This is a genomic window from Bacillus sp. FAU20, from assembly GCF_056033865.1.
In genome coordinates this window covers 219,028-244,916 of the sequence record NZ_JBVYHY010000011.1, presented here as the reverse complement: position 1 = coordinate 244,916, position 25,889 = coordinate 219,028, and the positions used below count along the sequence as shown (strand labels likewise).

Annotated in this window: 16 protein-coding genes and 1 pseudogene; 6 read left to right on the top strand and 11 right to left on the bottom strand. The window is 35.7% G+C overall.

Features of this window, described 5'->3' with window-relative positions; translation table 11 throughout:
* Nucleotides 1-289: 289 nt before the first annotated feature.
* The 3 genes from AC0OM3_RS09650 to AC0OM3_RS09640 form a co-directional block, all read right to left on the bottom strand.
* A complete protein-coding gene (locus AC0OM3_RS09650; RefSeq protein ID WP_474211568.1) occupies nucleotides 290-2,365 on the bottom strand; it encodes a serine hydrolase domain-containing protein in 2,076 nt (691 codons plus the stop codon).
* A gap of 1,026 nt (nucleotides 2,366-3,391) precedes the next feature.
* Nucleotides 3,392-3,715, bottom strand: a complete 324-nt coding sequence (locus AC0OM3_RS09645) for a PepSY domain-containing protein (RefSeq protein WP_000912127.1) — start codon at nucleotides 3,713-3,715, stop codon at nucleotides 3,392-3,394.
* A 20-nt stretch (nucleotides 3,716-3,735) separates the two neighbouring features.
* Nucleotides 3,736-4,206, bottom strand: coding sequence for a SadB/YajI family lipoprotein (locus tag AC0OM3_RS09640; protein ID WP_001233661.1), 471 nt, complete (start codon nucleotides 4,204-4,206; stop codon nucleotides 3,736-3,738).
* A 270-nt stretch (nucleotides 4,207-4,476) separates the two neighbouring features.
* Between AC0OM3_RS09640 and AC0OM3_RS09635 the strand changes: the two genes are divergently transcribed.
* Both AC0OM3_RS09635 and AC0OM3_RS09630 read left to right on the top strand, forming a co-directional pair.
* Complete coding sequence (locus AC0OM3_RS09635) at nucleotides 4,477-5,151, top strand: response regulator transcription factor (protein ID WP_001264528.1); 675 nt, start codon at nucleotides 4,477-4,479, stop codon at nucleotides 5,149-5,151.
* Nucleotides 5,148-6,521, top strand: coding sequence for a sensor histidine kinase (locus AC0OM3_RS09630; RefSeq protein WP_002164094.1), 1,374 nt, complete (start codon nucleotides 5,148-5,150; stop codon nucleotides 6,519-6,521). Before AC0OM3_RS09635 ends, AC0OM3_RS09630 begins: the two co-directional genes overlap by 4 nt.
* A gap of 193 nt (nucleotides 6,522-6,714) precedes the next feature.
* Here AC0OM3_RS09630 and AC0OM3_RS09625 read toward each other — a convergent pair whose 3' ends face one another.
* The 3 genes from AC0OM3_RS09625 to AC0OM3_RS09615 all read right to left on the bottom strand — a co-directional run bounded on the left by AC0OM3_RS09625 (nucleotide 6,715) and on the right by AC0OM3_RS09615 (nucleotide 10,221).
* Nucleotides 6,715-6,930: a hypothetical protein gene (locus AC0OM3_RS09625; protein WP_001104104.1), complete on the bottom strand. Its 216-nt coding sequence runs from the start codon at nucleotides 6,928-6,930 to the stop codon at nucleotides 6,715-6,717.
* A gap of 346 nt (nucleotides 6,931-7,276) precedes the next feature.
* Complete coding sequence (locus AC0OM3_RS09620) at nucleotides 7,277-8,722, bottom strand: L,D-transpeptidase family protein (RefSeq protein WP_001064078.1); 1,446 nt, start codon at nucleotides 8,720-8,722, stop codon at nucleotides 7,277-7,279.
* Between the two features lie 620 nt (nucleotides 8,723-9,342).
* Nucleotides 9,343-10,221, bottom strand: coding sequence for a CPBP family intramembrane glutamic endopeptidase (locus AC0OM3_RS09615; protein WP_000924285.1), 879 nt, complete (start codon nucleotides 10,219-10,221; stop codon nucleotides 9,343-9,345).
* Nucleotides 10,222-10,581: 360 nt separating this feature from the next.
* Here AC0OM3_RS09615 and AC0OM3_RS09610 point away from each other — a divergent pair, with 360 nt between their 5' ends.
* The 3 genes from AC0OM3_RS09610 to AC0OM3_RS09600 all read left to right on the top strand — a co-directional run bounded on the left by AC0OM3_RS09610 (nucleotide 10,582) and on the right by AC0OM3_RS09600 (nucleotide 14,702).
* Nucleotides 10,582-11,919, top strand: a complete 1,338-nt coding sequence (locus tag AC0OM3_RS09610; RefSeq protein WP_463713447.1) for an erythromycin esterase family protein — start codon at nucleotides 10,582-10,584, stop codon at nucleotides 11,917-11,919.
* 307 nt (nucleotides 11,920-12,226) lie between these two features.
* Nucleotides 12,227-12,805, top strand: a complete 579-nt coding sequence (locus AC0OM3_RS09605; protein ID WP_000836847.1) for a sensor domain-containing protein — start codon at nucleotides 12,227-12,229, stop codon at nucleotides 12,803-12,805.
* Nucleotides 12,806-12,920: 115 nt separating this feature from the next.
* Nucleotides 12,921-14,702: a helix-turn-helix transcriptional regulator gene (locus tag AC0OM3_RS09600; protein ID WP_000886409.1), complete on the top strand. Its 1,782-nt coding sequence runs from the start codon at nucleotides 12,921-12,923 to the stop codon at nucleotides 14,700-14,702.
* 242 nt (nucleotides 14,703-14,944) lie between these two features.
* On the opposite strand, the pseudogene AC0OM3_RS09595 reads toward AC0OM3_RS09600, so the two are convergent.
* From AC0OM3_RS09595 to AC0OM3_RS09585, 3 genes and pseudogenes are all read right to left on the bottom strand, one after another.
* Nucleotides 14,945-15,280 (bottom strand): annotated as a pseudogene (locus AC0OM3_RS09595) (ABC transporter permease); the annotation flags it as partial.
* A gap of 45 nt (nucleotides 15,281-15,325) precedes the next feature.
* Nucleotides 15,326-16,276, bottom strand: coding sequence for a class A beta-lactamase (gene bla / locus AC0OM3_RS09590; protein ID WP_000636470.1), 951 nt, complete (start codon nucleotides 16,274-16,276; stop codon nucleotides 15,326-15,328).
* A gap of 430 nt (nucleotides 16,277-16,706) precedes the next feature.
* On the bottom strand, nucleotides 16,707-17,135 hold the full coding sequence (locus tag AC0OM3_RS09585; RefSeq protein WP_000022535.1) for a DUF5412 domain-containing protein: 429 nt from the start codon (nucleotides 17,133-17,135) through the stop codon (nucleotides 16,707-16,709).
* Between the two features lie 673 nt (nucleotides 17,136-17,808).
* On the opposite strand from AC0OM3_RS09585, the gene AC0OM3_RS09580 reads away from it, so the two are divergent.
* Nucleotides 17,809-19,920, top strand: coding sequence for a TerD family protein (locus AC0OM3_RS09580; RefSeq protein ID WP_474211554.1), 2,112 nt, complete (start codon nucleotides 17,809-17,811; stop codon nucleotides 19,918-19,920).
* 211 nt (nucleotides 19,921-20,131) lie between these two features.
* On the opposite strand, the gene cypD is transcribed toward AC0OM3_RS09580, so the two are convergent.
* Together cypD and AC0OM3_RS09570 are read right to left on the bottom strand one after the other, a co-directional pair.
* The gene (gene cypD / locus AC0OM3_RS09575) at nucleotides 20,132-23,329 is read right to left on the bottom strand and encodes a bifunctional P-450/NADPH--P450 reductase (RefSeq protein ID WP_131250133.1); all 3,198 of its coding nucleotides are present in this window, start codon (nucleotides 23,327-23,329) and stop codon (nucleotides 20,132-20,134) included.
* Nucleotides 23,330-24,063: 734 nt separating this feature from the next.
* Nucleotides 24,064-25,542 (bottom strand): DHA2 family efflux MFS transporter permease subunit, encoded by a 1,479-nt coding sequence (locus AC0OM3_RS09570; RefSeq protein WP_000005138.1) that lies wholly within the window; start codon nucleotides 25,540-25,542, stop codon nucleotides 24,064-24,066.
* Nucleotides 25,543-25,889: the final 347 nt, after the last annotated feature.

The following is a 25,889-nucleotide window of genomic DNA, read 5'->3' as shown; positions in this document are numbered from 1 at the left end:
TGAGTAGCGCCATATCGCTATCAAACTAATGTTTTACGCTGCCCCTAAACAATAATTTTTTACATTTTTACTCTGGGGATGTCAATTTTACTATTTTTGGGGTATTTTTTTTACTAGCTTGATGGACATGGGGTTGATTTATTTTCTTAGGCTGATAGGCATGTGGTCCTATCCCATTGCTATTAAGGTAAGAATTTAAGTGTAATATCATTTAAGGTAATACTTAAGATACAAATAAAATATCTTTTCCATGTCGCACTGTTTTATTGAAGTCTATCCCGAGTTGTAGCTAGTTCAATGCGACTGTAAATTCGGAGTTCGGTGCGCCAGCAAATACAACCGTTCCGTTTTCTGGTAGTTTCACTTTGTTATTATCACTAACGACGGTAAAATTGACGCATACTCCATTCTCATCATACACCGCGAATGAACTTCCTGATGACAACTCCACATTCATCGTTTTCCCTGCTGCCTCTTGCGGGACCGTAAACCATTTCGCATGCCCATTTTTTTGCAATGTAACTTTCGATAATTGACCTGTATCAAGGGGTTTTACGTTAGATTCACTGACGTATAAAAAGCTGGACATCTCCATATATTCAGTACCATCCTCTGTATAGAAATGGGCTTCCTTTGTATCCCGCCCATTCATCACAGGAATTTGAATTTGATGCGTCGCCGTATTCGGACCTGTAATTTTTTTGCCGTCCCAATATCCATCCTTGATCGTAATTTGTGTGTTAAGAGGCATTAGTTGTCCTAGATAGTTCATAGAATTAAATTTTTCGTTAACGAGATAGAACTTGCCACCCTCGCGCTTCGCCCATGCAGCAGCTGTTTTCTTCGGTAACACATTGTTTTCTAATTTCTGGGCTAAATAGTGAGTCAGCACATTTTGCCCCAATCCCGGTGATAATTCATATGTGCTCTCTCTCAAATAAACTTTTCCATTCTTCTCTGTGACGAAGTTAAGCTTGGAAGTACCCTTCTCATTTATAAAGCTTCCATCCGCCGTATATACATATTTTTCTTCCGGTTTAGTTGGTAAAAACAGTTCTCCCTTCTTCGTAATTTCTATTTTGAAATGGCTATAGCTATTTCCATAAAATCCTGCTTTTTTTACCACGTCTTGAGGCACTTTGGCCTTGTCGGGCTTGCCGAAGGATTTATCTGGCTTTATATCCTTAATTGTCCCTTTCTCTTTAAGCCTAGCTAGCAGTAATTTATTTGCCAACAGTTGATTTGTCATGCTGCTGCCGCCGGAGGACAATACAGCTGCTGCCATCTTCTGTTCTGGAAGCACGACCAATGTAGCATGTTGCAGTATCGTATCCCCACCCTTAGTCAACGCTTTTATCCCATATTCACTGAATGGGTATAGTTTCACACTATCCCAGCCAAGTCCATAGTTGAACACATTTCCGCTATCTTCCGGCCACATTCCTTTTTTATATTCTTCTTGTTCCATCGCCTTGACTGCTTTATTAGAGAGAATTTCTTTTCCCTGTCCCATAAATATTTGTGAGAATCGCACCACATCTTCTGCAGTAGAAGAGATTCCTCCCGTACCAATTAGATTCACCATTTCACTTGGTAGCTGTCCCTGGTATGTCGGAGAATACAGTCCAGCCCGCTTTTCGTCTTCCCATTTGTCTTGCGATGTTATCGTATGATTCAGTTTTAATGGCTCTGTAAACTTTTGATGTAGAAATTCAGTAAAACTCATACCGCTGACTCTTTCTACCAAGATCTCAGCCAGTGTAAAACCGTCATTACAGTATACTGAGAACGCACCAGGGTCTGCCTTCAAGTTTTGGGTGGACAATTGTTGCAACAAGATATCATGGGCATAAGCATCATTATCTTTAAATAAAAATGCATTATTGAACGTCGAACCTTGCAAACCCGAGGAGTGATTCAACAGCATACGCGGTGTAATACGCTTATATCGTTTATCTTTCATTTTGAAATCAGGAATATAGCGGGCAACAGGAGCATCCAAATCAACTTTTCCTTCGTCTACCAGTTTCATAACAGCCGCAGCTGTATATACTTTACTGGTTGAACCAATTCCGTATAGAGTATCTTTAGTTAGTGGCTCTTTCCCTTCTATGTCGTTCTTACCTGTCTGACCCGACAAAATAAGTTTACCATTATCAATCAGCGCATACTGTACACTAGTCGTCTCATAGGACTTCGTGAGCAGTGCAGCGTTCTCTGCAGCAATCTTCTCCAAATCTTTGCTAGCAACTTCTTGGCTAGATACAACCGGAGTCTTACTGCTAGAAGACGCTATCGCTCCTGTTGGTAGACTCATCGTTAGAGCTAAGGTAGCGGCTAACACTCCAGATAATTTATTTTCCATAAGAAAAATTCCTCCTTAGATAAATGATCGATTTCATCTTTTATTTGTTCAATTACAAACATCACATAAACTACTATTCTGGCTTTATCCCTACTGTCTATATTCAACAAGTAAAATACTTTTAAAAAGCCCAGTATTCTCGGCTCTACCCATACTGTTCAAATTGCCGTCAACATATGCCCCTCCAGCAAAAGTATCAAATCCTAGAATAACATCTGTATGTTCCCATATCGGGACACCGTTAGGAAATATAATTTCATAGATTCCTAGACCATATCCATTGATTCTTCCCTTTCCTGTAGGAACTGTAGTGAGTATTCTGTTCTTTCAGTAATTGCCACCAATAGAATGCTCTTATTACTAGTTTGTTTTTCGTATAAATGTATCCTATTTACCCTCCCTCTTTTACGCTTCTCTATATTTGTATCCTACACAATAAAAATTTCTTTTTTCTTATGCATTTCTTACAATTTCCTTACGTTCAAATCACTTCTATAATTAGGTAGATTTTATTTTAAAATCTCCAGGATAATAAATGCTTATATAATCCCACAATTTCATAGAAGTTGGATTCATAACCCTGCGCCAAATCATCATGCACATCTCTCATATTTCCTTGGATGCCTCCCTCAACCTTTACCACAGTTCCAACTGGCATCAACACTTCTTCACATTCTTATAAGTGGAAGTCATTATTTCATATTCATCATTGTAAAAAGATAAAACGAGAACTGAAACACCCCCTAATATAATTGACGTTGTATGAGCTTAGATTGATAGCGACGGGGTACCGCCAGTATTTCGGAAAAAACCACACTAAGGGTATACAAGGTTTTATACAGTTTTTCAGTTAATCCAATAACAGACAAGAACCCTAAAACCGCACCAGGATAGGAAAGTATAAAAAATGCATAGATCCATAGAACAAAAAAAAAGACGATTCCCTTGTAAAATTAGGGAACCGTCTTTTTCTTCGCTATCGATAACAAAAATCAAGTACGTAATATTTTATTTGTCGATATTTTTTCAATCTTCATTATCGATTTCTATTGTACCCGTTCTAGCACTAACCTTTAAAATACTTAACAGATTATTAGGTGTCTTAATTTCCACTTCATATTCAAATTTTGATTGTGCTAAGTTGTCATCTTCTAATTCAAATTCTTTTTTCACATTAATAATTTCTCCATTTGTATGAGCTAAAGAAATTTCACGAACTTGTTTCTCTGTGTAGTTTTCATTCTTTTTTGCATAATTGTAACCCATACCATAATATCCACCAATAATAGCAATACCACTTACTAAAATAGCAATTACACTTATAATTATTTTCTTTTTATGTTTTAACATTTTCATCCACTCCTTATTGATTAATCCTCTATTCCAAATCTTGCTTCAAGTGCCTTTTCTGCTTGTTCTAATTGATCTTCCAGTATATCGTATTCTTTTTCTTGCGCTTTATATTGTTCAATCGTTATCGTTCCAGCGTGATAATCTGCTTCTAGCCGATTATCAGATAGATCTATCTTGTCATCCAATTGGTCAATTTCTTTTTTTACTGCTAAGTACGTATTTAATTTTTCTTCTTTTGCTCCAACTGGTTTCGTGTTATTGGCCTTTTCTACAATAGATGTGACTTCGTTTTTGAAATCTTGTGTTTGCTTCGTATCATTCGTAGCGGGCCCTATTTTGTTTGGTTCTTGTTGTAGTTGAGCAACTTCTTTTTGTAATTTATCATTTTCCACTTTCAGTTGTTGCACTTCTGTATTGTTATCAGCTTGAGTAGAACAAGCTGTTAACAATACACAAGATATCGCTCCAATCAGCATCCATTTTCGCATTCTGTTTTCCTCCCTTTACATGTGCACCTTATCCTTGCCTTTATATTACTGAACAAACATTAAAGGAAGATTAATGTACAAAAAATAAAGTGAAGACTTTTACGGGTAGCCCGACTTCCCCTAACTCCCTCGCATTCGCCGAATTTTGAAGGAGGAGTCTTACTGTCCGTTAATGCTGGATAAAATGATATAATTAAATCGTTTCTAATCTTTCTTTAATGTTTTTGAATTATAGTGATACATATTAATAAGAAGAAAAGGAGAATGTTAATGCGAGTTCTTATTGTCGAAGATGAACAAGACTTACAAAATATATTGGTGAAACGATTAAATGCAGAACATTATAGTGTCGATGCATGTGGGAATGGAGAAGATGCCTTGGATTATATAAACATGGCTACCTACGATTTGATTGTCCTTGACATTATGATTCCCGGAATAGATGGTTTACGCGTATTACAAAGATTACGCGCGGACAATAATGCAACTCCTGTCTTGCTTCTTACAGCTAAAGATACAATTGATGATCGCGTAACAGGACTCGACTTAGGTGCGGATGATTATTTAGTAAAGCCGTTTGCTTTTGATGAACTGTTAGCAAGAATTCGAGTGTTAATGCGAAGAAAAACAGGAAATACATCTAATGTGTTTGAAATCGCTGACCTAGTGGTAGATTGCAATATGCATAAAGTAACAAGAGGAGACCAAGTTATCACTCTTTCCAGTAAAGAATTTGCTATTTTAGAATATATGATTCGTAATAAAGAAGTTGTGCTGACACGAGATAAAATTGAGCAACATGTGTGGAATTACGATTATGAAGGTGGCTCGAATATTATTGATGTTTACGTCCGCTATCTTCGTAAAAAAATTGATAGCCAGTTTGAAACGAAGTTAATTCATACAGTGCGAGGAACTGGTTACGTATTGCGAGTAGAATCATGAAAAGACTATCAATAAAAATGAGAGTAACCCTGTGGTATACGGGGTTAATTGTAATTATTATGGCACTCGTGTTAGCTTTTATTTTAACTTCTTCAGATAAAGTTTTGCTTTTTAATATGAAAGATAAATTGAAGAGCACAGTAAAAGAAAGCATGGAAGATATCGAATATAAGCATGGACACTTAAAGATGGACGATGATTTTGAAGCCTTAGAAGATGGCGTAAATATAAGTATTTATAATAAACAAGGTGAGCTGCTAGCAGGAAATAGTCCTACAAACTTTAATAAAAAGGTATCGCTTAAATCCGATGAAATACAAACCATTAAAGACGGTAATAAAGAATGGATTGTATATGATTTTCTCCATAATGGAGGCGACGATGAGCAAGTCTGGATTCGTGGAATAATGACCATGAGCCAATTATCTTCAACGATGAATACACTTATTGTCATAACACTCATCTCATTCCCATTACTTATTCTCATTGCGGCAGCGGGAGGATATTTTATTACGCAAAGAGCGTTTCGACCTGTGCAACAAATGAGTGATTCAGCTAGTAAAATTGGTGATGGTAAAGACCTTTCGAAAAGAATTCATTTACAAGGTTCACCAAAAGATGAAATGTATCATTTAGCCCAAACCTTTGACAAAATGTTCGAGCGATTGGAGACATCATTTGAAAGTGAAAAACAATTTACATCTGACGCATCTCATGAATTAAGAACACCAACATCTGTTATTATTTCGCAATGCGAATACGCTTTATCACAGAGGAATAATCCGAAAGAAATGGAAGAATCGTTAGAAGTCATTTTGAAGCAATCACGTAAAATGTCCGCTCTACTCTCCCAACTCTTATTATTAGCAAGAGCTGACCAAGGAAAACATAATACTTTCCAATTTGAATGTATCAATATGAGTGAATTAACGGAAATCGTCGTAGAAGAGCTCTCATTAATGGTGCAAGAGGCTTCGATTGATATAACAACTAATATAGAGGAAAACCTGTTTATAAAAGCAGATCAAACATTGATGATGCGTTTATTAATGAATTTACTAACGAATGCAATTGCATATAGCAAAGCGAGTGGAACTGTGAATATGCAACTATTCCGTGATGAAACCAACATAATAGGTAAAGTCTCTGATAATGGTATAGGCATCAGCGAGCAACATATTACTAAAATATGGGACCGCTTCTATCGAGTTGACGCAGCACGAACATCTTCAAACATCGGAAACACAGGTTTAGGATTGTCTATGGTAAAATGGATTGTCGAACTACACGGAGGAGAAATTACAGTTGAAAGTGAATTAGGAGAAGGCAGTACTTTTACATTTAAACTACCAATTGAAAAAAGAGCATAATTCATGCGCGTCTGTCGCTTCAAAATAAAGATTGATATTTAAAGGCTCTCTACAATCCTTATGTAAAAATAACTGACGCATTTTAAACATCATCGATTTTATCATTTTGGACAACCTATTCTGTTAAATTGATATACATGCGAAAAAACTATCGAAATAAAACCCCAGAAATCCAACGGTCTCTGGGGCTCCATTATATATTTAGCTCTTTTTGCTTTTTGTTTTGTTTATGTCTATACAGCAATTTTCGGCTTATTAGAGAAATCACTAATAAGGTCAGAATTAATAAGATAAGTTGCATAAATGATAGATCAAAATATTTAGCACCTGTAACGATTAAAAGTGTAGAAATTGTGCCTTTTACAACGAAAAAAATAATAACCCATAATCCGCCTTTTTTCCAGTTCATTTTATATTACCCTTTCCTACATTTAAATTCTTAAAAGATTTAATGATAGTTCTTACATGTGACAACTTAATAGAAATCTATTATATTAACAAAAAATTCATGTCTAATTAAATGCGACGATTCTATATTAAGTAAAAATGATATTCATTGTCAATTTTATTGACTATTTGAATACTTATTCTTAACCTCTTCCTACTTTGTTTCTTATAAGAAATACACTCTTGTATTCAAACAAAAACACCTCCATTGCATTTGCACACTTAGTATGCGAATGCAAGAGGTGTTTTTTCATATACCATCAGGTAAGATTTCCTGCTTTGTTTATTTCTTGATACGTAGCTATTTTTTAGTACACGATAACTGGATCATAAGTGTTCAAACTATCATATACAGTTTTTGCAACATTAGGAAGAAGGTTCACACATCCACCTGATCCTCCTGTTAAATAAGCGTTATTTCCCCAGTCTTTTCGCCAGCCAGCATCGTGGAATCCTTGACCACTATTTGTGAATGGAACCCAGTAATCTACTTTAACCGCATAATCAGCTTTTCCTACTGCGCTACCTCTTAGCGTGTATGGTGTTCGTTTATATAGAACGTACCACACACCTGGTGATGTATCTTCACCAGTACTATGTTTACCAGTTACTACATTTGTTGTAACAACTAATTTTCCATCTTTGTAAATCCAAATTTGTTGCTCTGCAATTGAAACTTCTGCATACGTGTCTCCGATGCCATTATTCGATGTTGTTTTATAACCGATACCTTCCTTCTCCCAACCATTTCCGTGAATATTAGAAGCAGAAAGCGATTTTTCGCCTTTCTCAAAGGCTTGTTGAACTTGTTTAGTTTCTTTTTCAACATCTAGTGCCCAGCCGTATCCTTGTCCTTTTACTGATATGACTGAACCGGAATGAGTTTTAAATGAGAAATCTTTATTTAATGTTGATTTGGCATTATTAATTTCAGTAATTTTCTTCTTAATGTCACTCGCATCAATTGTAACTTTCATATCCTTTGACATAGAGGCATTTTGAATTAAATCTTTCGCTTTTAAAGGATAAACTTCATCCTGCACTTTATACTCAACAGACTGCCCAAGAAGATTCTGTAGTGCTTTCTCCTCTTTTTTGACAATCGGATCGTCTTCTTTAATAGGTTTTATGTATGCAGACTTCAGATGAATTTCGCTTTTATATTTTTGCTTATCATAATCTTTCAGTAGACTAGTAACATCATACTGTTTTCCTTCCACACTTTTCGAAATAACAATTTTCCCTTGTTCTAGCTTCGCCATAGCATCTTGAGGCGCTTTTAATTTCTCATTCATAGAGATGAGCTTTTCTTCCACAAGTTTTTTCATCGTTTCACTACGATACTGATCTGCCTTCTCTGGTAGCAATGAATAATTTTTCCCCTTTGAAGAAGGGAAAAATGTCCACTGGCTTTTTAATAGTTTCTTAATTTGAGGCAAATCTTTTTCCGTAAGTTCCGTTTTTGTATCTTTTTCATCTAAAATTTGTTGTTGATCAACATAGACTTTGTTTGCTAGTCCAGATGTCTTTAATTTTTGTATTGCTTGATCAGCGCTCAGACCACCAACTTTTGTGTCATTAATTGTAACATTCGAATTGAAGTGAGTTGCCTGGTAATAACTCATTCCCCCAATAAGAAGTGCAATTACACCAATACCCGCTGCGATAAACTTCCAATTTGTATAACGTTTGTTTGATCTTACTCGTTTTTGATCAATTTCTTCAACTGATTCATTTGTTGTATTGTTGTTCATCAATCTTTCCCCCGTATGTATTAACGTCAAACGATTTTCAATTAAAATCATAGACTAGTGTACCTTATTTTTCCTAAAATTTCATTATTTCCGACCACATTTTATCGCAATTTAATGATTAAATTTAGATTTTTTAATAGTACGATGCATTGCACAGCCCTTTACAAGTTATAAAATGAAATTTCAATCAACCGTTATACCAAGGGAATTAACTACATCTTCTTTGGAAAACTTTTTCTCTTTACGTAAAATACGAATTATATTATCCGTTTTATGAACATCACCTCCTAATTTTGTCAAAAAAAAACGATAGTCCTTCTATCTAAAATGTAGAAGGACTATCGTTTTTTCAGTTAGAGTATTTGTATAATCGTTTAACTTTTTATTTCCTGAAGGTCAAACTTGATGAAGATGATGAAATTTCATCTCATAGCCTTTAAATGAAAACATTATGTTTTTTATGGCAACCAAGTTTATTTTCTTAGCTTGATGTCCCCCACATATCCAGCAGCCTAAGATTAAGTAAGAGTCTGTTCAACTAGATTTTTTCTAATATTTTTAGGAGCATCTTATTTCACCTTGTCATATTTCACTAATTAAATTTAAAACACATCCATATGCTATTTAGTAAAATTTACGATTCGAGACGTAATTATTGCAGTAATCAAGATAATAATAGCGGTTATCAAGCCAGATTCTCCAATCCAAATCTCAGTTTGATATCCTGTACTTGCACGTGCGAAAGGTCCTTGAATAATGGCATTCCAAGTGGTATGGATGATAACCGAAGGCCAAACGCTACCTGTGATAAGTCGTAAATAAGCTGTAATATAACTGAATGGCACAATACATAAATAGATGCCAAGTACTGAGAGAAAGACAGATGATCCCTCTACATACAGACCAGCGATAACAATTGGAACATGCCACGTTGCCCAAATCAATCCACTAATAAGGATGGGGCGTGAAAACTCTGCATCGATTAGCCTTATAAGCATGTAACCTCGCCACCCCATTTCTTCTCCAAAAACTGGGATTAAGTTAAGCAAACTTCCTAAAATGCCGCTCAATACTACTAGATAAATGAAACTGAATGGTGCCGTTACATACTGAAGTCCAAGTATATTGTAGATTGGTTCTAACATACCACCTTCGGGATGCCGAAACCTCGCAATTCCGCTCAACCAGGCTATAGAATAAGTAATTCCACAAATAATCATAGGTATTAACAGAGCAAAACCAATCCCCTTCCATACCTTTAAGTTACCGAGACTAAAAGATACATCTTTAAACCCTTCTTTCAGTATTATGCGAGTCAAAATAGAAGAAAATGCTGGGGTAAACATATATACCACAATAAGCGGCATACTGTTAGTAACCATTACTACTACATTTAGGATAATGGAAGTAATGGTTAAGATACTTAGAAAGAGTCGAAGTCCTATTTTAGCACGTTGGATTTTATCTTTATTATGGAATGCTTCTCCGTGTAACAACATTGTAATCCGCCCTTCCCCTTTTATTCATTTGTTTATTAAATTTACTTCCTGTCATTTCAACAGCTACAACTTAGAATAAAAATATTTTGGCATACAGATTCATTCATCTTTACAATTCCTCCCAAATTCATAATCTAATCTTACTTGCGGCTCAACAATGTAATTATTATTTATAAGGTGTCATAGCCGATAGTACAAAAGTGTAATGATTAGCCTATGACTTGTGTCAATTAACCTTATGACAATATGTAACTAGAAAATATGATCTGGAATAAATAAGAATTGAATTAAGGCAATTAATTCGTGTAAGTACATGAATCAATCTTGCTTTTACAAATAATTCAATTGAGGTGAGCAAAAATGAATAAGAAAAAAATGATTGCAATGGTTAGTACAGCTTTATTAGTCACAGGATGTGGGGAAGTAGGAAATGCTCAAACTGTAGCAGTCGAAAACTCAGGTCAATCAATCCAAAAAAATATAGTTAAATCAATACAATCACAGGCTAACCCATTAAAAACGATAGAACCGTCAAAACCATTTGAAGATTTAAAACCACTTAAGAAAATGATTGGGAGCGCACAATATGTAGGATTAGGAGAGAATACTCATGGAAGCTCTGAAATTTTCACTATGAAGTTTCGCCTTGTGAAATATTTGGTTACTGAGATGGGCTTTACAAATTTCACAATGGAAGAAGATTGGGGAAACGGCTTAAAGCTAAATGAATATATCCAAACAGGAAAAGGAAACCCTAGGGAATTTTTAAATTTGTTATATCCTACTGATGAAATTATAGCCATGATTGAGTGGATGAAAGATTATAATGCTGATCCATCCAATAAAAAGAAAATCCAATTTATTGGAATCGACTTAAAAACGTTGGACCAAGGTAGCTTTAATAAAGTAATTGATTATGTAAGGGTACATCGACCAAATTTGCTTGCAGAAGTAGAAGAAAATTATAAAGAATTATCGTCTTTTACTGGAAGTATACAAGAATATATGAAACTTACTCCTGAATTGAAAGAGAAGTTCAAAGCAAACGCTGAGAGAGTAGCCCGATTACTAAATGATGAGAATGAGCAAGCCAACACAGAAATAGTTTCACCTGAGTACATGTGGGTAAAAGCAACGGCAAGTGCAATAGAGAAATTTACTACAATGCTACTTCCTAACGACTATCCAAGTATAATAAAGCTACATGAGCAATACTTGGCCGATCATGCAATGTGGGCACAAGAGACATTTGGTGGTAAAACGATGGTATGGGGACACAATATTCATATAGCTAAAGGAATTATCGATGAACAATTATATCCTGATGTTGCGGGGCAGTTTTTAAAGGAACGTTTAGACAATAATTATGTCACAATTGGTAGTACAACTACGGAGGGGAATTTCACCTTATATAGCGAATATAATCCTTCCACCGGAGGTAAGATTACAACAGACGCTATTCCACAAGATGTAAAAAGTTTCAATTATACTCTCGGAAAAGTGCCCTATAAAATGTTTTTATTGGATAACCGTCACCTTAAAGGACAAGCAGAGAAATGGGTTAAAGCAAAAAGACCATTACTAAGTATAGGAGGACAAATCCTCCCGAACAGTTCGGTATACTTTAATACTTCATTGCTTGAGCAATTTGATATTATTTTTCATATTCGAAAAACAAGTCCATCTCATATTAAATAAAAGTACAAAAAAACCGTTCTTGCAGATGCAAAAACGGTTTTTTTGTGGAGGATTAATAAAGTGAAACTTTAATCAGTCGGGATTTTATTCATCCCCCACCTAACTTATTTGCTTCCACTGAATTTTGAGGTGGGGGTCTTACTGCCCGGCAAATAGCGGGATAAAAGGATCTTTTTTAACTAGAAGTAAGCTGTTCTCCCCCCTTTTCAATCTCATTTAAAACTGTCATATGACACTTTTACACTAGTGAGAATGACAAAAAAAGCAGTATGATTCGGTTATTACATAGATAGGAGCGATGAACTTTATGAAATCAAAATTCATCCAGAATGGTTATTTTTTATTGCTAACTTTCATTACAGGATTGTTTTATTTTTGTTTTTATCTAATAGCTCTGCTATTTAGTTTAACCCTTTCATTTACTGTTGTTGGGATTCCATTAATTATGCGCGTACTACAGACTACCACACCCTTTATCCAATTCGAACGCATACAGACGAAAATTTATACAGATGTTTCAACAGACTCTTACGATAGAAGTATAGCAATGGATACATCGAACTGGGCTCAGGTGAAATTAGTGCTTGCAGATCGTCGCACTTGGTGTGCTGTCTATTGGTTAATGCAGAAATTTGTGATTGGCATTTTCAGTCTCATTAGTGCAATCATTTTTTATGTAATGCCACTTATGTTCCTGTTGGCACCACTACTGTATCGATACATCGATATGAATATTATATTCATACAGATAGATACTTTTGCCAAATCACTCTTTGTAATGTTTATGGGTATAGTATTTACCGCCATAAGTATTAGAATAGTAGATGGTTTGACAAAGAAAATCGGGGGCTATACACGTAGTATGATTCGGCAACTAAATCAATAGAGGTTTACAGTCTGTGAGTAGTATCACAGTTTTAAATTAAAAAGTATAATAAGACATGAAAGATTAAATTATAATATAGGAAGTAAAAAGGCAGGCTATTTAGGGGGTAAATGACTTGTTAGATATGGTTAAGTATTGGTTTTGGTATGATTGGATTATGTTAGGGATTCGTCTACTTACTAGTGTATCTATCATCCTAGCTACATTAAATTTTCAAAATGGTTTAACATTACCACTTTGGATTATTATTCTTTGGGAAATTATTGCCTTCTCAATTCCATGGGTAGCCTTACTATTCAATTATAAATATTATTTGTTCACAGAAATACTGCTATATGGTGGACTATGTATATATTTAACCTCATTATTTCCGGAAGCTTACAACACATTTCTTATATCGGTGTTTCTAATTGCTGCAAATAGTAAGCATTTGTCCTATTATTGGACAGCTCCAATAACAGTTTTTATAACGACTGGAATTTTCTATGCGGTTGCGCCAAGTAATAGCTATTGGGTTATGGTCACCTATTATGGATTCGCATATGTAATGGGCTTCGCTTTTCATTTATTAATCGTCAATCATAAGCAAAATGAATCAATTCGTAAACAAAACGCGGTACTTGAGCAATATATGTCTCAGATTGAACGCATTACACTGGCGGAAGAACGAAACAGACTGTCGAGTGAGCTTCATGATACAGTTGGTCACGCTTATACTTCTATTATTATGGGAATGGAAACGTTGCGCACCGAACTTGCTACTGAAATGGGTATACAGAGGCTAGATTCTCTGCTTGAAATGGGACGTAAAAGCATCGAGGACGTGAGAGGTTACCTACATCAAATGGAGTCTCCGTGTCAATCGCCTTCCTTAATTCAATCTCTCCAAAATCTTGGAGTCGAATTTCAGGAGCACGCTCAAGTTAATGTAAGTTTTCGGGCATACGGAGAGGAATATGAATTGTCTCGGCAAGCGAAGATAGCGTTCATTCGTTGCTTACAAGAGTCCCTTACAAATGCAGTACGTCATGGTCAAGGAACTGAAATTATAGTTTCATTACAGTTTGAACAACAATATACGAGATTAGAAGTTCAAGATAATGGAAAAGGAAATGTAGAATGGCAGGAAGGCTTCGGTATGAATGCGATGAAAGAACGAGCAATGAATTTGCAAGGTCAATTGTCTGTATATACAAAGCCGGATGAAGGAATGCTTGTTACATGTACCGTACCGCGACAAACTGAAATAAAAGATGGACTTATTCGTTTGTTAATTGTAGACGACCAGCCGTTTGTTCGAGAAAGTTTGAGGACACTACTCGATAGATATGAAGATTTAAATGTAGTGGGTTTGGCCGAGAATGGCAATCAAGCCATAGATTTGTGCGGGCGCCTTCAACCCCATGTTATCCTTATGGATTTAGATATGCAGCAAATGGATGGAGTCGAAGCAACCAAAAAGATTAAGCAACAATGGCCACATATCCGCATATTGATTTTTACAACGTTTCAAGATACCAAACAGGCGTTGGAATCGCTTCGCAACGGTGCGGATGGTTTTTTACTCAAATCTATTGAAACGTTGGAGCTAGCTAATACGATCCGACTTATTCACAAAGGTGGGACACTGATTGATCAGGGAATGTCTCAAAAAATATTTGAGAAGTTTGATAAGCAAAAAGAGACACCACAAGCAACCGCTTATGAGCTAACAGCTAGAGAGATAGAAATATTACAGCTAGTAGCAAAGGGACTTCGATACACTACCATAGCATCAAGGTTATATTTGTCAAATGGTACGGTCAGAAATTATGCTTCTACAGCTTATACAAAGCTAGGAGTCCGTAACAAAGAAGAAGCTGTTCAAAAGGCTCTAGAAATTGGAATTATTGAATAAGAAAAATGTTTTTTGTTTCTCTATAGCAAGGTAAAATGTAATTACAAGATACAGTAAAGGATAAAGTGAAACTTTAATCAGCCCTCACCAATCGGTTTTTTACGGGCAGCCCGCCCCCACCTAACTTCTTTGCTTCCGCTGAATTTTGAGGTGGGGGGGCTTACTGTCCGGCAAATAGCATCATTACATTAATCTTTTTTCGGGAGTACTATTCCTTTATATAATTGAACTGTAGTTAAGTACTAAATCGAGTAAATTACTACAAAAATAACAAGTGGTAACCAAATGCGAGAGTACGGATCGATTAAAAGAGGGCTAAACATGTTCATACCAACTGATATATGAGTAATCCCTATAATTGCTGGGAATAAAAATATGAAGAATAACTCTTTATAGATTGATTTTGTTAATAATTCTCGGCGGACAACAATTTTACGAAGCATTTGATAACGAGCCACATCTTTTGATGCTCCCGACAGAACTTTAAACATTAAGCAACTTGCCATTATTGCTAAAAATGCAATTCCAACGAAGAACACCATAAACATTAATCCGCTAGCAAAATCATGACTCACAATATTGTGACGAAAAACCGGGAAAATAATAATAACTAGTTACTATTATTATTTATTTGTCACTTTTAAAGCATCTAACACTATCTTGGTTGCTTCTGCAATAAGCTTATCATCGTATTTAGCATCCTCTTTATCATGATTAGAAAGTATCGCAAGAACAATTGGCTTTTTATTTGGTGGCCAAATAATTGCGATATCATTTCTGGTTCCATAAGATCCCGATCCCGTCTTATCAGCTACTTCCCATCCTCCTGGAACTCCAGCACGAATTAAGTTGTCTCCCGTAGTATTCCTTTTCATCCAATCTATTAATAAATCCCGTTTCTCAGTTGAAAGTACATCTCCTAGCGTAAAAGCCTGAAGACTAGTAGCTAATGCCTTTGGGGTACTAGTATCATGTACGTCTCCTGGATGTACTTCGTTTAATTCTGGTTCAAAACGTTCAGGATTTGTAACGGTGTCTCCTACTTCTCTTAGTGATTTTTTGAATTCACTAGGTCCACCTAATTGTTTAAGAATAAGATTTTGTGCAGTATTATCACTATATCGAAGAGAAGCATCTGCAAGCTCTTTCAGGGTCATACCACTATCAACATACTTTTCTGTAATTGGATTATAATTAACAAGATCTTCACGGGTATACAAAACTCTTTGATTTAGATCTTCTATTGATTTCTTTTGTAAAAGTACTCCCACAGCTAAAGCTTTGTGGGTAGATGCGTATGCAAACCGTTCATCTGATTGATAAGTAACGGTTTGATTCGTATCAGTGTCCAATGCATAAATACCGAGTTTAGCATCAAATTCTTTTTCAAGTTTAACAAAAGAATCATTACCGGTAGTTTCTTGTTTGGTTTGATTTGTTTGTTTTGTTTGTTTAGATGATTCAGATTGAGTATTACCATCGGAACAGCCTATAAGCGTTGCACATGAAAGAAATACTACAGGTACCATCTTTTTGTAATGTAAAATGTTAAAAAACTTGTTTAAGACTATCATACATTTTCAACCTCTTTCAAGAATATATAGTTTTTCTAGGTGTTATACATACCGACACAATGAAAAAGTCTATCGGATATCACTCTTCTTGCATCTCACTTTCCATAAAGTGAAACTTTAATCAGCCCTCACCAATCGGGCTTTTACGGGCAGCAGGGCCCCCACCTAACTTCTTTACTTTCGCTGAATTTTGTGGTGGGGATCTTACTTCCTGGCAAATAGCGGGATAAAATGAGCGAATTATCATGAACACCTGTTTTATACGTATACTTAATAGACAACTTAAGTAACAAGTTTGTTCCATTTTTATCAGTAGTCGTATCTAGAAACCTAAAAAAGTCCATTTAGAAGATCTAAATGGACTTTTTCACTCATATAATCCTATCTATAGTTAAACGAATAAGATTAAATAAATTTAAATTTTCTTGTTTTATCTACTAAACTGTTTAGGCATTTCTTTAACGTGCTTATCATCATCACGCCAATCATAGGTTTCTTTCTGTGAAATATCTAAAGTTTGATCTCCAATTCTAACAATATTCTTATTTACCCATTCAATATATGGATCGGTATCTGGATAATTCCAATATATATTTTTCTCTGAATCTGTATCAAGGTTAACTAATTCACCCCTAACAGCATCCGCACTTAATGATCCTGCATTATGAAAATAAGTCTTGATGAGATATTTTCCATCTGGAGATTTCACTGTTCGAATGAATTCCCCTTTTGGAACACCTTGCAAACTAAAAAATTTCCAATATCCAAACCCAATTATAATTACTAACATAGTAATTATAGTTAGTAATACTTTTCTTTTTGTTTTTTTAATTTCACCTTTTGTATTTATAATACTCATTCAACTCCATTCCATAGAACTAACACCATATTATACCATTAAATAAATGGTATAATATATCAAAAATAAAAATCCTCCCGTAATAGTATTATAAAAAAGGCATGTGATGGTCTCCCTATTTATAAAGTGAAACTTTAATCACCCTCACTAATCGGGCTACCCGTTAATGCGGGATAATCATGAAAATTCCCCTTTAAGAAAAATATAAAAAATCAGACAGTATACTTGAATTGCTCTTCGCAAGAGAATATACTAATAAAGCAGGCTATGACGTTCCTTCCTTCTAACTTCTTTGGCGAAATAGGGATGTTACTTTCCTGCTAAACACATAGGCTATGACAATTCTTCCTTCTTTGTAGAAATTTCAAATTGTTTTAGAGTTGTCAATTCCCTATGAAAAATAATTAGACTATAAAACCTCTTTCTTCTTTGGGATTGCATAAACTTTAGTTTATCAACCATTGATGTAGAGGTTTTCTTTTCTTAATTAACCAATTACCACTTAACAACTAAATGTTATACCCCTAATTTTTCACTAAAAAATAGCTATGTACCCTCTGTGCATTTTTCTACAATTATTGTGTTTATACATATAAAAATAAAAATCTACCACTGAAAGGAGGACAGTCAGACTATTCCCCTCTTTTATAAGGCGTGAATAGATGGCGTTCTCATGAAAAATTCTATTTATATAAGAAGAAGTTTGAAAGTAATTATAAAAAGAGAAGAAAATAAACTACCGAACATTTATTTAGCCACTGTTTTAAAAAACTTGGAAAGTTTAGGATTTACTTTTTCCGAGCCTTTAATAGAAGAGTTGCAAACACTTTCGATTGATGCATTCACATCGTTTTACAAAGAGTTGGTAAAACATTTAAAAGAAATGGTTGGTGCACATATTCAGTTTGCTCCTATGTATCCAAACTTTCCGCAACAAATGATGGATTTAAGTGACGCTGATTTATACATCAATGCCGTTATTCATTATGTGACGTTGCGCCTACCTGTATCAAAAATAGAAGAACGACTTCCTCTTTTAGATAGCGTTGATTTGAAAGTTATTGACTTAGGAAGTGAAGAAGATTTCAATAAAATGATTTCTCAATTGATTAGTGCAAATAGCTCTATTTCCTCAACTGATAAGACAGATATAGAATGGGCTATTACACACACTGAAGATGTTTCCTGTTTTCTGCCTAATGTAATTCCTCATAAGGAAAATATGTCTTTTATAATTGGGGTTTTATTAATAAACAGAAAAATATCAGCCGATGCTGCTGCAAAGTATTTTAAAACAGCAACTGATGTTCTTCGCCTTGCAGTTGCTTTATCTGAAGGCGATGTGAGTTTAGCATCCTCCGTCCGATTCAAGAAGTTTAACCGAGCAGAAAGACGCTTCCTTTTAGGATTGTTAGAGCAATGCGGAAACATTACCGAAGATATGCTTCGATACAAAAAACGTTGGATTCGTTTAGGTGAAATTCTTCATCCAGCAGAATATCATACTCGTTTCCCAAAAACCCACCGAGCATTTGAGATTCTTCGCAACAACATTAAAGTTGAAACATTTAATGGAAAAATAGAAGCAGCTTTGTTGAATCGTGATATCATGACAGCGAAAAATCTTTTAAAAACTCGCCCGGGGGAATTTGCCAGACGCTTGGATCATTTAATCCGTTTATGTAGTGATAAGTCAACAGATGTTTTCAATATTCTCGAAGATTTTCTAAGTATAATAGGAAACGTTTCTACTCCTGTATTACTTCAACTCACGGCTCATTTTAAGCATCGAAATGATAAAAATGAATTTCGTACCTTTTTTCCAAAGGGAAATGTAGCAAAAGCTATAGGTATTGAAAATACACTTCCATTTATCTCAGAGGATATTTGTTTAATGATTGTAAAAATGTGTGAAGATACTTTAAAAAATCGCTTCGCAGAACTTCCAAGTCTCGGAAAAGTATTTTTGGATGAACAGTTAAAAAATCACTTAGTTCCCTTCTCTCAACGTTCAGCCAGCAAAGCGCTTCGCACATTATCTCGAGGAAGTAAAGTAGATTTGCCCGAAGGAGATACGATTCGTTTTTTCCTATGGTGGAAAGAAGGCTATGTGAATGGACGACATACAGGGCGTGTTGACATTGATTTATCTGCTGCAATGTACGACGAAGATTGGCAATACAAAGAACATGTATCCTTCACGAACTTACGTTCAAAAAATTTCAAAGCTTACCATAGCGGAGATATTACTTCTGCACCAAAGGGAGCATCTGAATTCATTGATTTCGATATTCCGTCTGTGCTGAAATATGGTGGACGCTATGTAGTCATGACTTTGCTTTCTTACACAGACCAACCATATAAAGATTTACCAGAATGCTTTACTGGTTGGATGGTTCGTCAATATCCTGGTTCAGGTGAAATATTTGAACCTTCTACTGTTCAAGATAAAGTGGATATTACTGCCGACACCCAAATCTCTATTCCAGTTATTTTAGACTTAAAGGAACGAAAATTGATTTGGACAGATTTGTCTCTTATAAGAGATCTAACTTATGATAATACCATCGAGGCTAATCAAAAAGGTATGATACTTATTGGAAAGGCTTTAACTAATTTAGTTAAACCGAATTTATATGACTTGTTCCGATTACATATAGAAGCTAGAGGTGAACTCGTTCAAGACATCGAAGAAGCAGAAAGCATTTTTTCTTTGGATAAAGGGATTACTCCTTTCGATATCGAAAAAATAATATCTGATTTTATGGCTGATCCACAAGGCTAACTACATTACAAACATTGATAATGTGTGGAAAATATCCATGTATAATGTCTATGTGAAACAGGACCTGATAGATGCATATCAGGTCCTGTTTTTTATTTAGTAGATACTAAATAGTCCGGTTAATCACTATTCATCTAAATACACTATACTAATAAATTGAAATTTATTCGAAAGAATTTCATTAGTTAATATGTATCTAATTAAGAAACATTCATATACCAGCCCAAACATCTTTTCCATATCGCCCTTCATCTTGCACACGATCCAACCAATTTCTTGCTTCTTGTTCACTGACTTCATGAATTTCTTGATATGCTTGACAAAGGGTATCTTCTACATCCGGAGCCATTTTACTTCCATCACCACATATATAAAGGTGAGCTCCATTATCTAATAACGAAATTAAATTGATTCTATCTTGTTTTATTAAATGCTGTACATATGTTTTTGGATGTCCCTCTAGACGAGAAAAAGCTGTGTGTAAAGAGATTAATCCATCTCTTTCATCATTTTCTAGTTCTGTACGATAAAGATAATCTTTTTCAGGATGACGACAACCAAAATATAGATGCGCTTGTCCTAAGTTCATACCTTTTTGCTTTTGAACACGACGCGCTTGCAAGAATCCACGGAATGGTGCAATTCCAGTACCTGGCCCAACCATAATAATTGGTGTTTCTGGATCTTTAGGTAATTCAAAGTTTGATTGTGGCGTTCGAATGAAACAGATAATCTCATCTTTATTATGACGCTGAGCTAAGTAATTAGAAGCGACTCCTTCATATGTCCCTTCCCCACTCCATGCAGGCGCATTAACAACACCGACCGTAATGCTCAGACGATTGTGTGCAACGAGTGGAGAGCTTGAAATAGAATAGTAACGCGGTTTGAGCGCAGGAAGAAGTTCTAAAAAGCGTTCAAATCGGATTTCACAAGCCTCATACTTTTCAAGAAGGTCCAACATTGAAATCCGTTTCTTTAATATTTGTTCATGGTAAACTCCTTCTTCTAACAATGCTTCCAATTCTTTTTTATGAGGAGGACATGCTGTGAATGTTACCATTTCTCGTATTTGTGCACGAGTGGCTGCTTCTTGAACTTCGACACTATAACTAAGAAGGTCCAATAAACTAACAGGACTGTCTAAAGGTATGTGATTTATACTTCGTCCACTTGCACTCAGTATAACTTGATCCTTCCCATTTAATCCAAAACGTTTTAAAATTCGGTTGATATTTTTCTCGCTATTAACTGGCAGCACTCCAAGGTGGTCTCCTTCTTTATATGTAGCGCCTTCTGGCAAGGATACCTCGATATGTCGTGTACTTCTATCACTACTGGATGATTGGAGTTCACGATTTTCTAGTATAGATGCATAAACTGCTTCATATGTTCGTGCAAGAGGAGATCCTCCAAGACGACTGACAAATTGCAAACTCAAAGTACTGCGCTCTTTTTCCATATTTTTGTTGAGCTCCAATCCAAATGCCTTCATTGCATCAGACCACATACTTTGTTTCCATTGCTCGAGCTGTTCCTCGAAATCACCACTTGCATCTGCTTCTCCGCGTTTAGAAAATCTTGTTGCTCCTTTTTGAGCCATCTGCTCATCAATATATCTTGGAATCCGTTGATAGGTACTAGCCCAATTATGATCTCCACAACCAAAAACTGCGTATTGAACCCCTTTTAGCTCATCCGGTTTTAGTTCCTCCAACCATTGCACAAACTGCCCTGCATTACTTGGCGGTTTTCCATTATAAGAAGAAGTCACAATAAGTACCGCTCCTTCTTTTGGCAAACTTCCAATTCGATCGTTAAGAGCTACCACTTCCGTTTGAACTCCTTCTAAACTAGCTGTATCCGCTAATTCTCTTGCAATACCTTCTGCTACACCTGTATCCGAGCCGTACAGAACAAGAAGTGAAAGATTATCGGCCCCAATAATAGAAGGTGTCTTCTGAACGTGCTGCTTAATTTCATCGTTTTTCAGCTTGTCCTCTGTAGGTGCAAGAACAGTAGGATGGCTAATAGTTTGTTTTCGGGGTAGAATCCTAATCTTAAAATCGCCGGGCTTTAGCGTTAATGTTTGTTTTACTTCCAGCTGATAGTTTTGATAATCGATTAATTCAAAATGTTGAAGAAGCATTCCCATTACAAGAGTGGCTTCATGAAGTGCAAATTGCATACCGATACATGCTCTCTGGCCATTTCCAAATGGCTTATAAGCATGATGAGGAACCTTATCCAGCTCTTCAAATCGTTCAGGTTGGAATTCTTCCACATTGTCTCCCCATGCATCTTTATCCCTATGTAGCTGTGGAATAAGAACAGAAATACGATCTTCTCCTTTCTTAATTGGGTATTTCCCGCCAATCACTGTATCTTCTTTTGCATAGAGACTGAATGCTGGAGCGGTAGGCCATAGACGCAGTGATTCATTTAAAATCATCCGTATATACTTCAGTTTCATAACTTGTTGGTATGTTGGAGTAGCATCTGTCAAAACACGGTCTACTTCTTCATAGGCTTTTTTCAATTTATCCGGATTCTTTAATAAAAAGTAAATTGAAAAAGATAACAATCCACTTGTTGTCTCATGCCCAGCTATTAAAAAAGTGATAATTTGGAAACGAATGTTTTCATCATCTAATTTTTCACCAGTTTCCGGATCTGGCACATTTAACATACGGGAAAGTAAATCATTTTCTTCCTGATCTCCACTACTTTTACGTTCAGCAATAATATTATCTACTAAAGAAAACATAGATTGGATATCATGCTGAAATTGACGTTTCGTTCTCCACATAAGTTTGTCTTCTATATCCAGCCGCTGCAATTGGTGCATCGCCTCATCTAGAGCACGGGTCATGCTAGTAATAAAAGGATGAGGTGTCTCACGATAAAAGCTATTAAATCGGTAATTAAAACCACATAGACCAATTGTATCTAACGTAAGGCGAGTCATATCCTCTGGAACATCTACGTTTTCGTTCGGATTCAGTCTTGCCCATTTTTGAACGAGTTGTACAGCAATATCGACCATCATGGCATGGTAATCTTTCATTGCCCGTTGGCTAAATGTAGGCATCAAAATATTATGAGCTTTTTTCCAGTTAGGCTCGTGAGTCTCGCTAGTAAATAATCCGTCTCCAGCAAAAGCACGAACTTTCGCTAAAGCACCCTCTATGCTTTTATCGAACCGCGTTTCGTCACAAACTTCTGCTACCAGTTCATGTCCAGAAACGACAATTATGGCATCACTTAAAGTTTGAATTCGAAAAATGGGACCATACTCTTCCGCCAGCTTAATAAACGATAGAGTCGGTTTATCTTTATTGATTAATGGGAGATTACCCAGCGGTCCATATGTTTTCGGCTGGGGAATGGCAGATACTTTTTTTTCCATTTAAAACACCCTTTCAAAAAAGCATGAAATAAAGTGAAACTTTAATCAGTGGGGGTTTTGTTCATCCCCCACTGATTATTAGTTGAACCAATCGGGCTTTTACGGGCAGTTGGTCCCCCACCTAACTTCTTTGCTTCCGCTAAATTTTGAGGTGGGGGTCTTACTGCCCGTTAATGCGGGATAGCATATCCCATTTAATAAAGAGGAAATAGCAACTAATCGCCTGGGATAAAGATATGTAATTGATTACCTTATTTTATCTTTTCCCTAACTATTCATGATTATGATATTACGTATAAGCTTGGCAATTAGATTTATAACTTGTAGAAAAATACTAAATTAAAATGAAGCGAATAAATATAGTTGGAGCCTTTTAATGTTGAGGTTAAAAGATAATCTAAACTTGTAATGTTTATGAAAAATTGCAAATGGATCTCATCTCTTGTATTTGTTTATAAAAACGATTATTTTGATTCATTTTCTTCTAAAACACCCCAAAACAAAGAAGTTGACACTCTTAAGATTGTAGTATTCGAAAAATCAGTAGTTTAGTTAAAGCAATACGATAAGCAAATATACCGTGTTACTAGTGAAAGAGGACCTGATATGAACATCAGGTCCTCTTTCACTACATAATTATGTCACTGCTTCTTTCAGTTCTTTTCCCATTTTAAATACTGGCGCCTTAGCAGTAAAAAACTTGTAGGAATCATTATCTAAGGTTTTATTCTTCTCTACCGATTTAACTTCTCGACAGCTTCCGCACTTGTATCTACACGTTTAACGAAAAAAACTAGTAGTAGTGCAACAACATTCATGCCAAGCGCTACATAAAATGAATATTGAATTCCAGATAATAAAGCTTTCTGAGTTACTATTGCCTTCGTAGTTTCTGTGAAGGTTGTTGGATCTATATGAGACATTAAACTTTCAGCTTTCGTTTTTGTTACAGAATTCATAATCGTAACAAGAATAGCAGTACCAATCGAACCGGACACTTGTTGAGCTGTATTATTAACAGCTGTACCGTGCGGATTTAAGCGAGTTGGCAATTGATTAAGACCATTTGTCATAAGTGGCATCATAACCATCGCCATCCCAAACATCCGCAGTGTGTAGATAAGAATAATATGTGTGTGACTAGAGTCAATTTGCAGACTTGCCAACATATACGTTGAAACAGCTGTAATGGAAAGCCCCACTATGCCAAGAATCCGAGGACCATATTTATCAAATAGTTTACCTGTAATTGGTGACATAATCCCCATTATTACCGCACCTGGAAGCATCATCAGCCCAGAGCTCAGCGGCGAAATACCACGGACGTTTTGTACATAAGCTGGTGTTAAAATCATACCCGAAAACATGGCCACCGCGTTGACAATTGCAATTACAGACGCAAGTGCAAACATTGGGTACTTGTAAACACGTAAATCCAATAACGGCTCATCCATTTTTAATTGACGAATAATGAAAGCAATTAGGGCAATAGCGCCTATGATTAAGGTTGTTAAGACAACTTTATTCGTCCAGCCATCGGAGCTTGCAGAACTGAATCCATATAACAAACCGCCAAAACCGACAGAAGATAATAGTAATGAGAGATAATCAAGTTTTGCATTTTTGTTTTGTTTCATGACATTCTCAGATTTCCAAATCCCTAACAGTAAGCTAATGATTGCTAACGGTAAAATCATTTCAAAAAGCAAACGCCAGTCATAATACTCTACAATATAACCTGATAGTGTCGGCCCAATTGCTGGAGCTGTAATCATAACTAGTCCAAAAATCCCCATTGCTGTTCCCCTTTTTTCTCTTGGAAAGCTTACTAGCATAATATTCATTAACAAAGGTCCCATAACTGAAGAGCCTGCCGCTTGAACCATCCGACCAGTAAGTAATAAACCAAAGTTAGGTGCTACAGCCGCTAAGGCAGTACCAAGAATAAAAATCACCATAGATGTAATAAATAGGCTCCTATTGGAGAAACGCGTTATTAAAAATGCTGAGGCCGGAATTAATATACCACTTACAAGCATATACCCTGTAGAAAGCCACTGGATCGTTGAATAATCTTGAATGTTTAAATCTTTCATTATTGATGGCAAGGCTACATTTAAAAGGGAGTTATTTAGAAATGAAACAAATGCCCCAATAAAAAGGATTACAAGCATTACATATGGCGGTTTTCTTTTATGTAATGTTTCACTCATATATTTAATTGCCCCTTCATTATAAATTTCATTGATTCGTTTAAATCGTTTACATATTTGCACAAGAAAATATTACCCTTGCAGTATTTTGCCAAACTCTTCGAATGGATATTCTCTTTTTAGCAATTCCACTTGCTCAACATACCATTTTAAAATCTTTTTGTTGATTAAACCTTTATAAAAATGTTTGTTAACGGAATTTAAATTAGGCTGAAATACACAAAATAAGCAACTGAAAATCCCCTTCTAAAATAAAGTGAAGCTTTAAATCAATGGGAATTTTACAGGCAGCGAGAAAAACCAAAAAGACCACGCACCCATTCCTTTAAATACAGGCTTGTAGATCT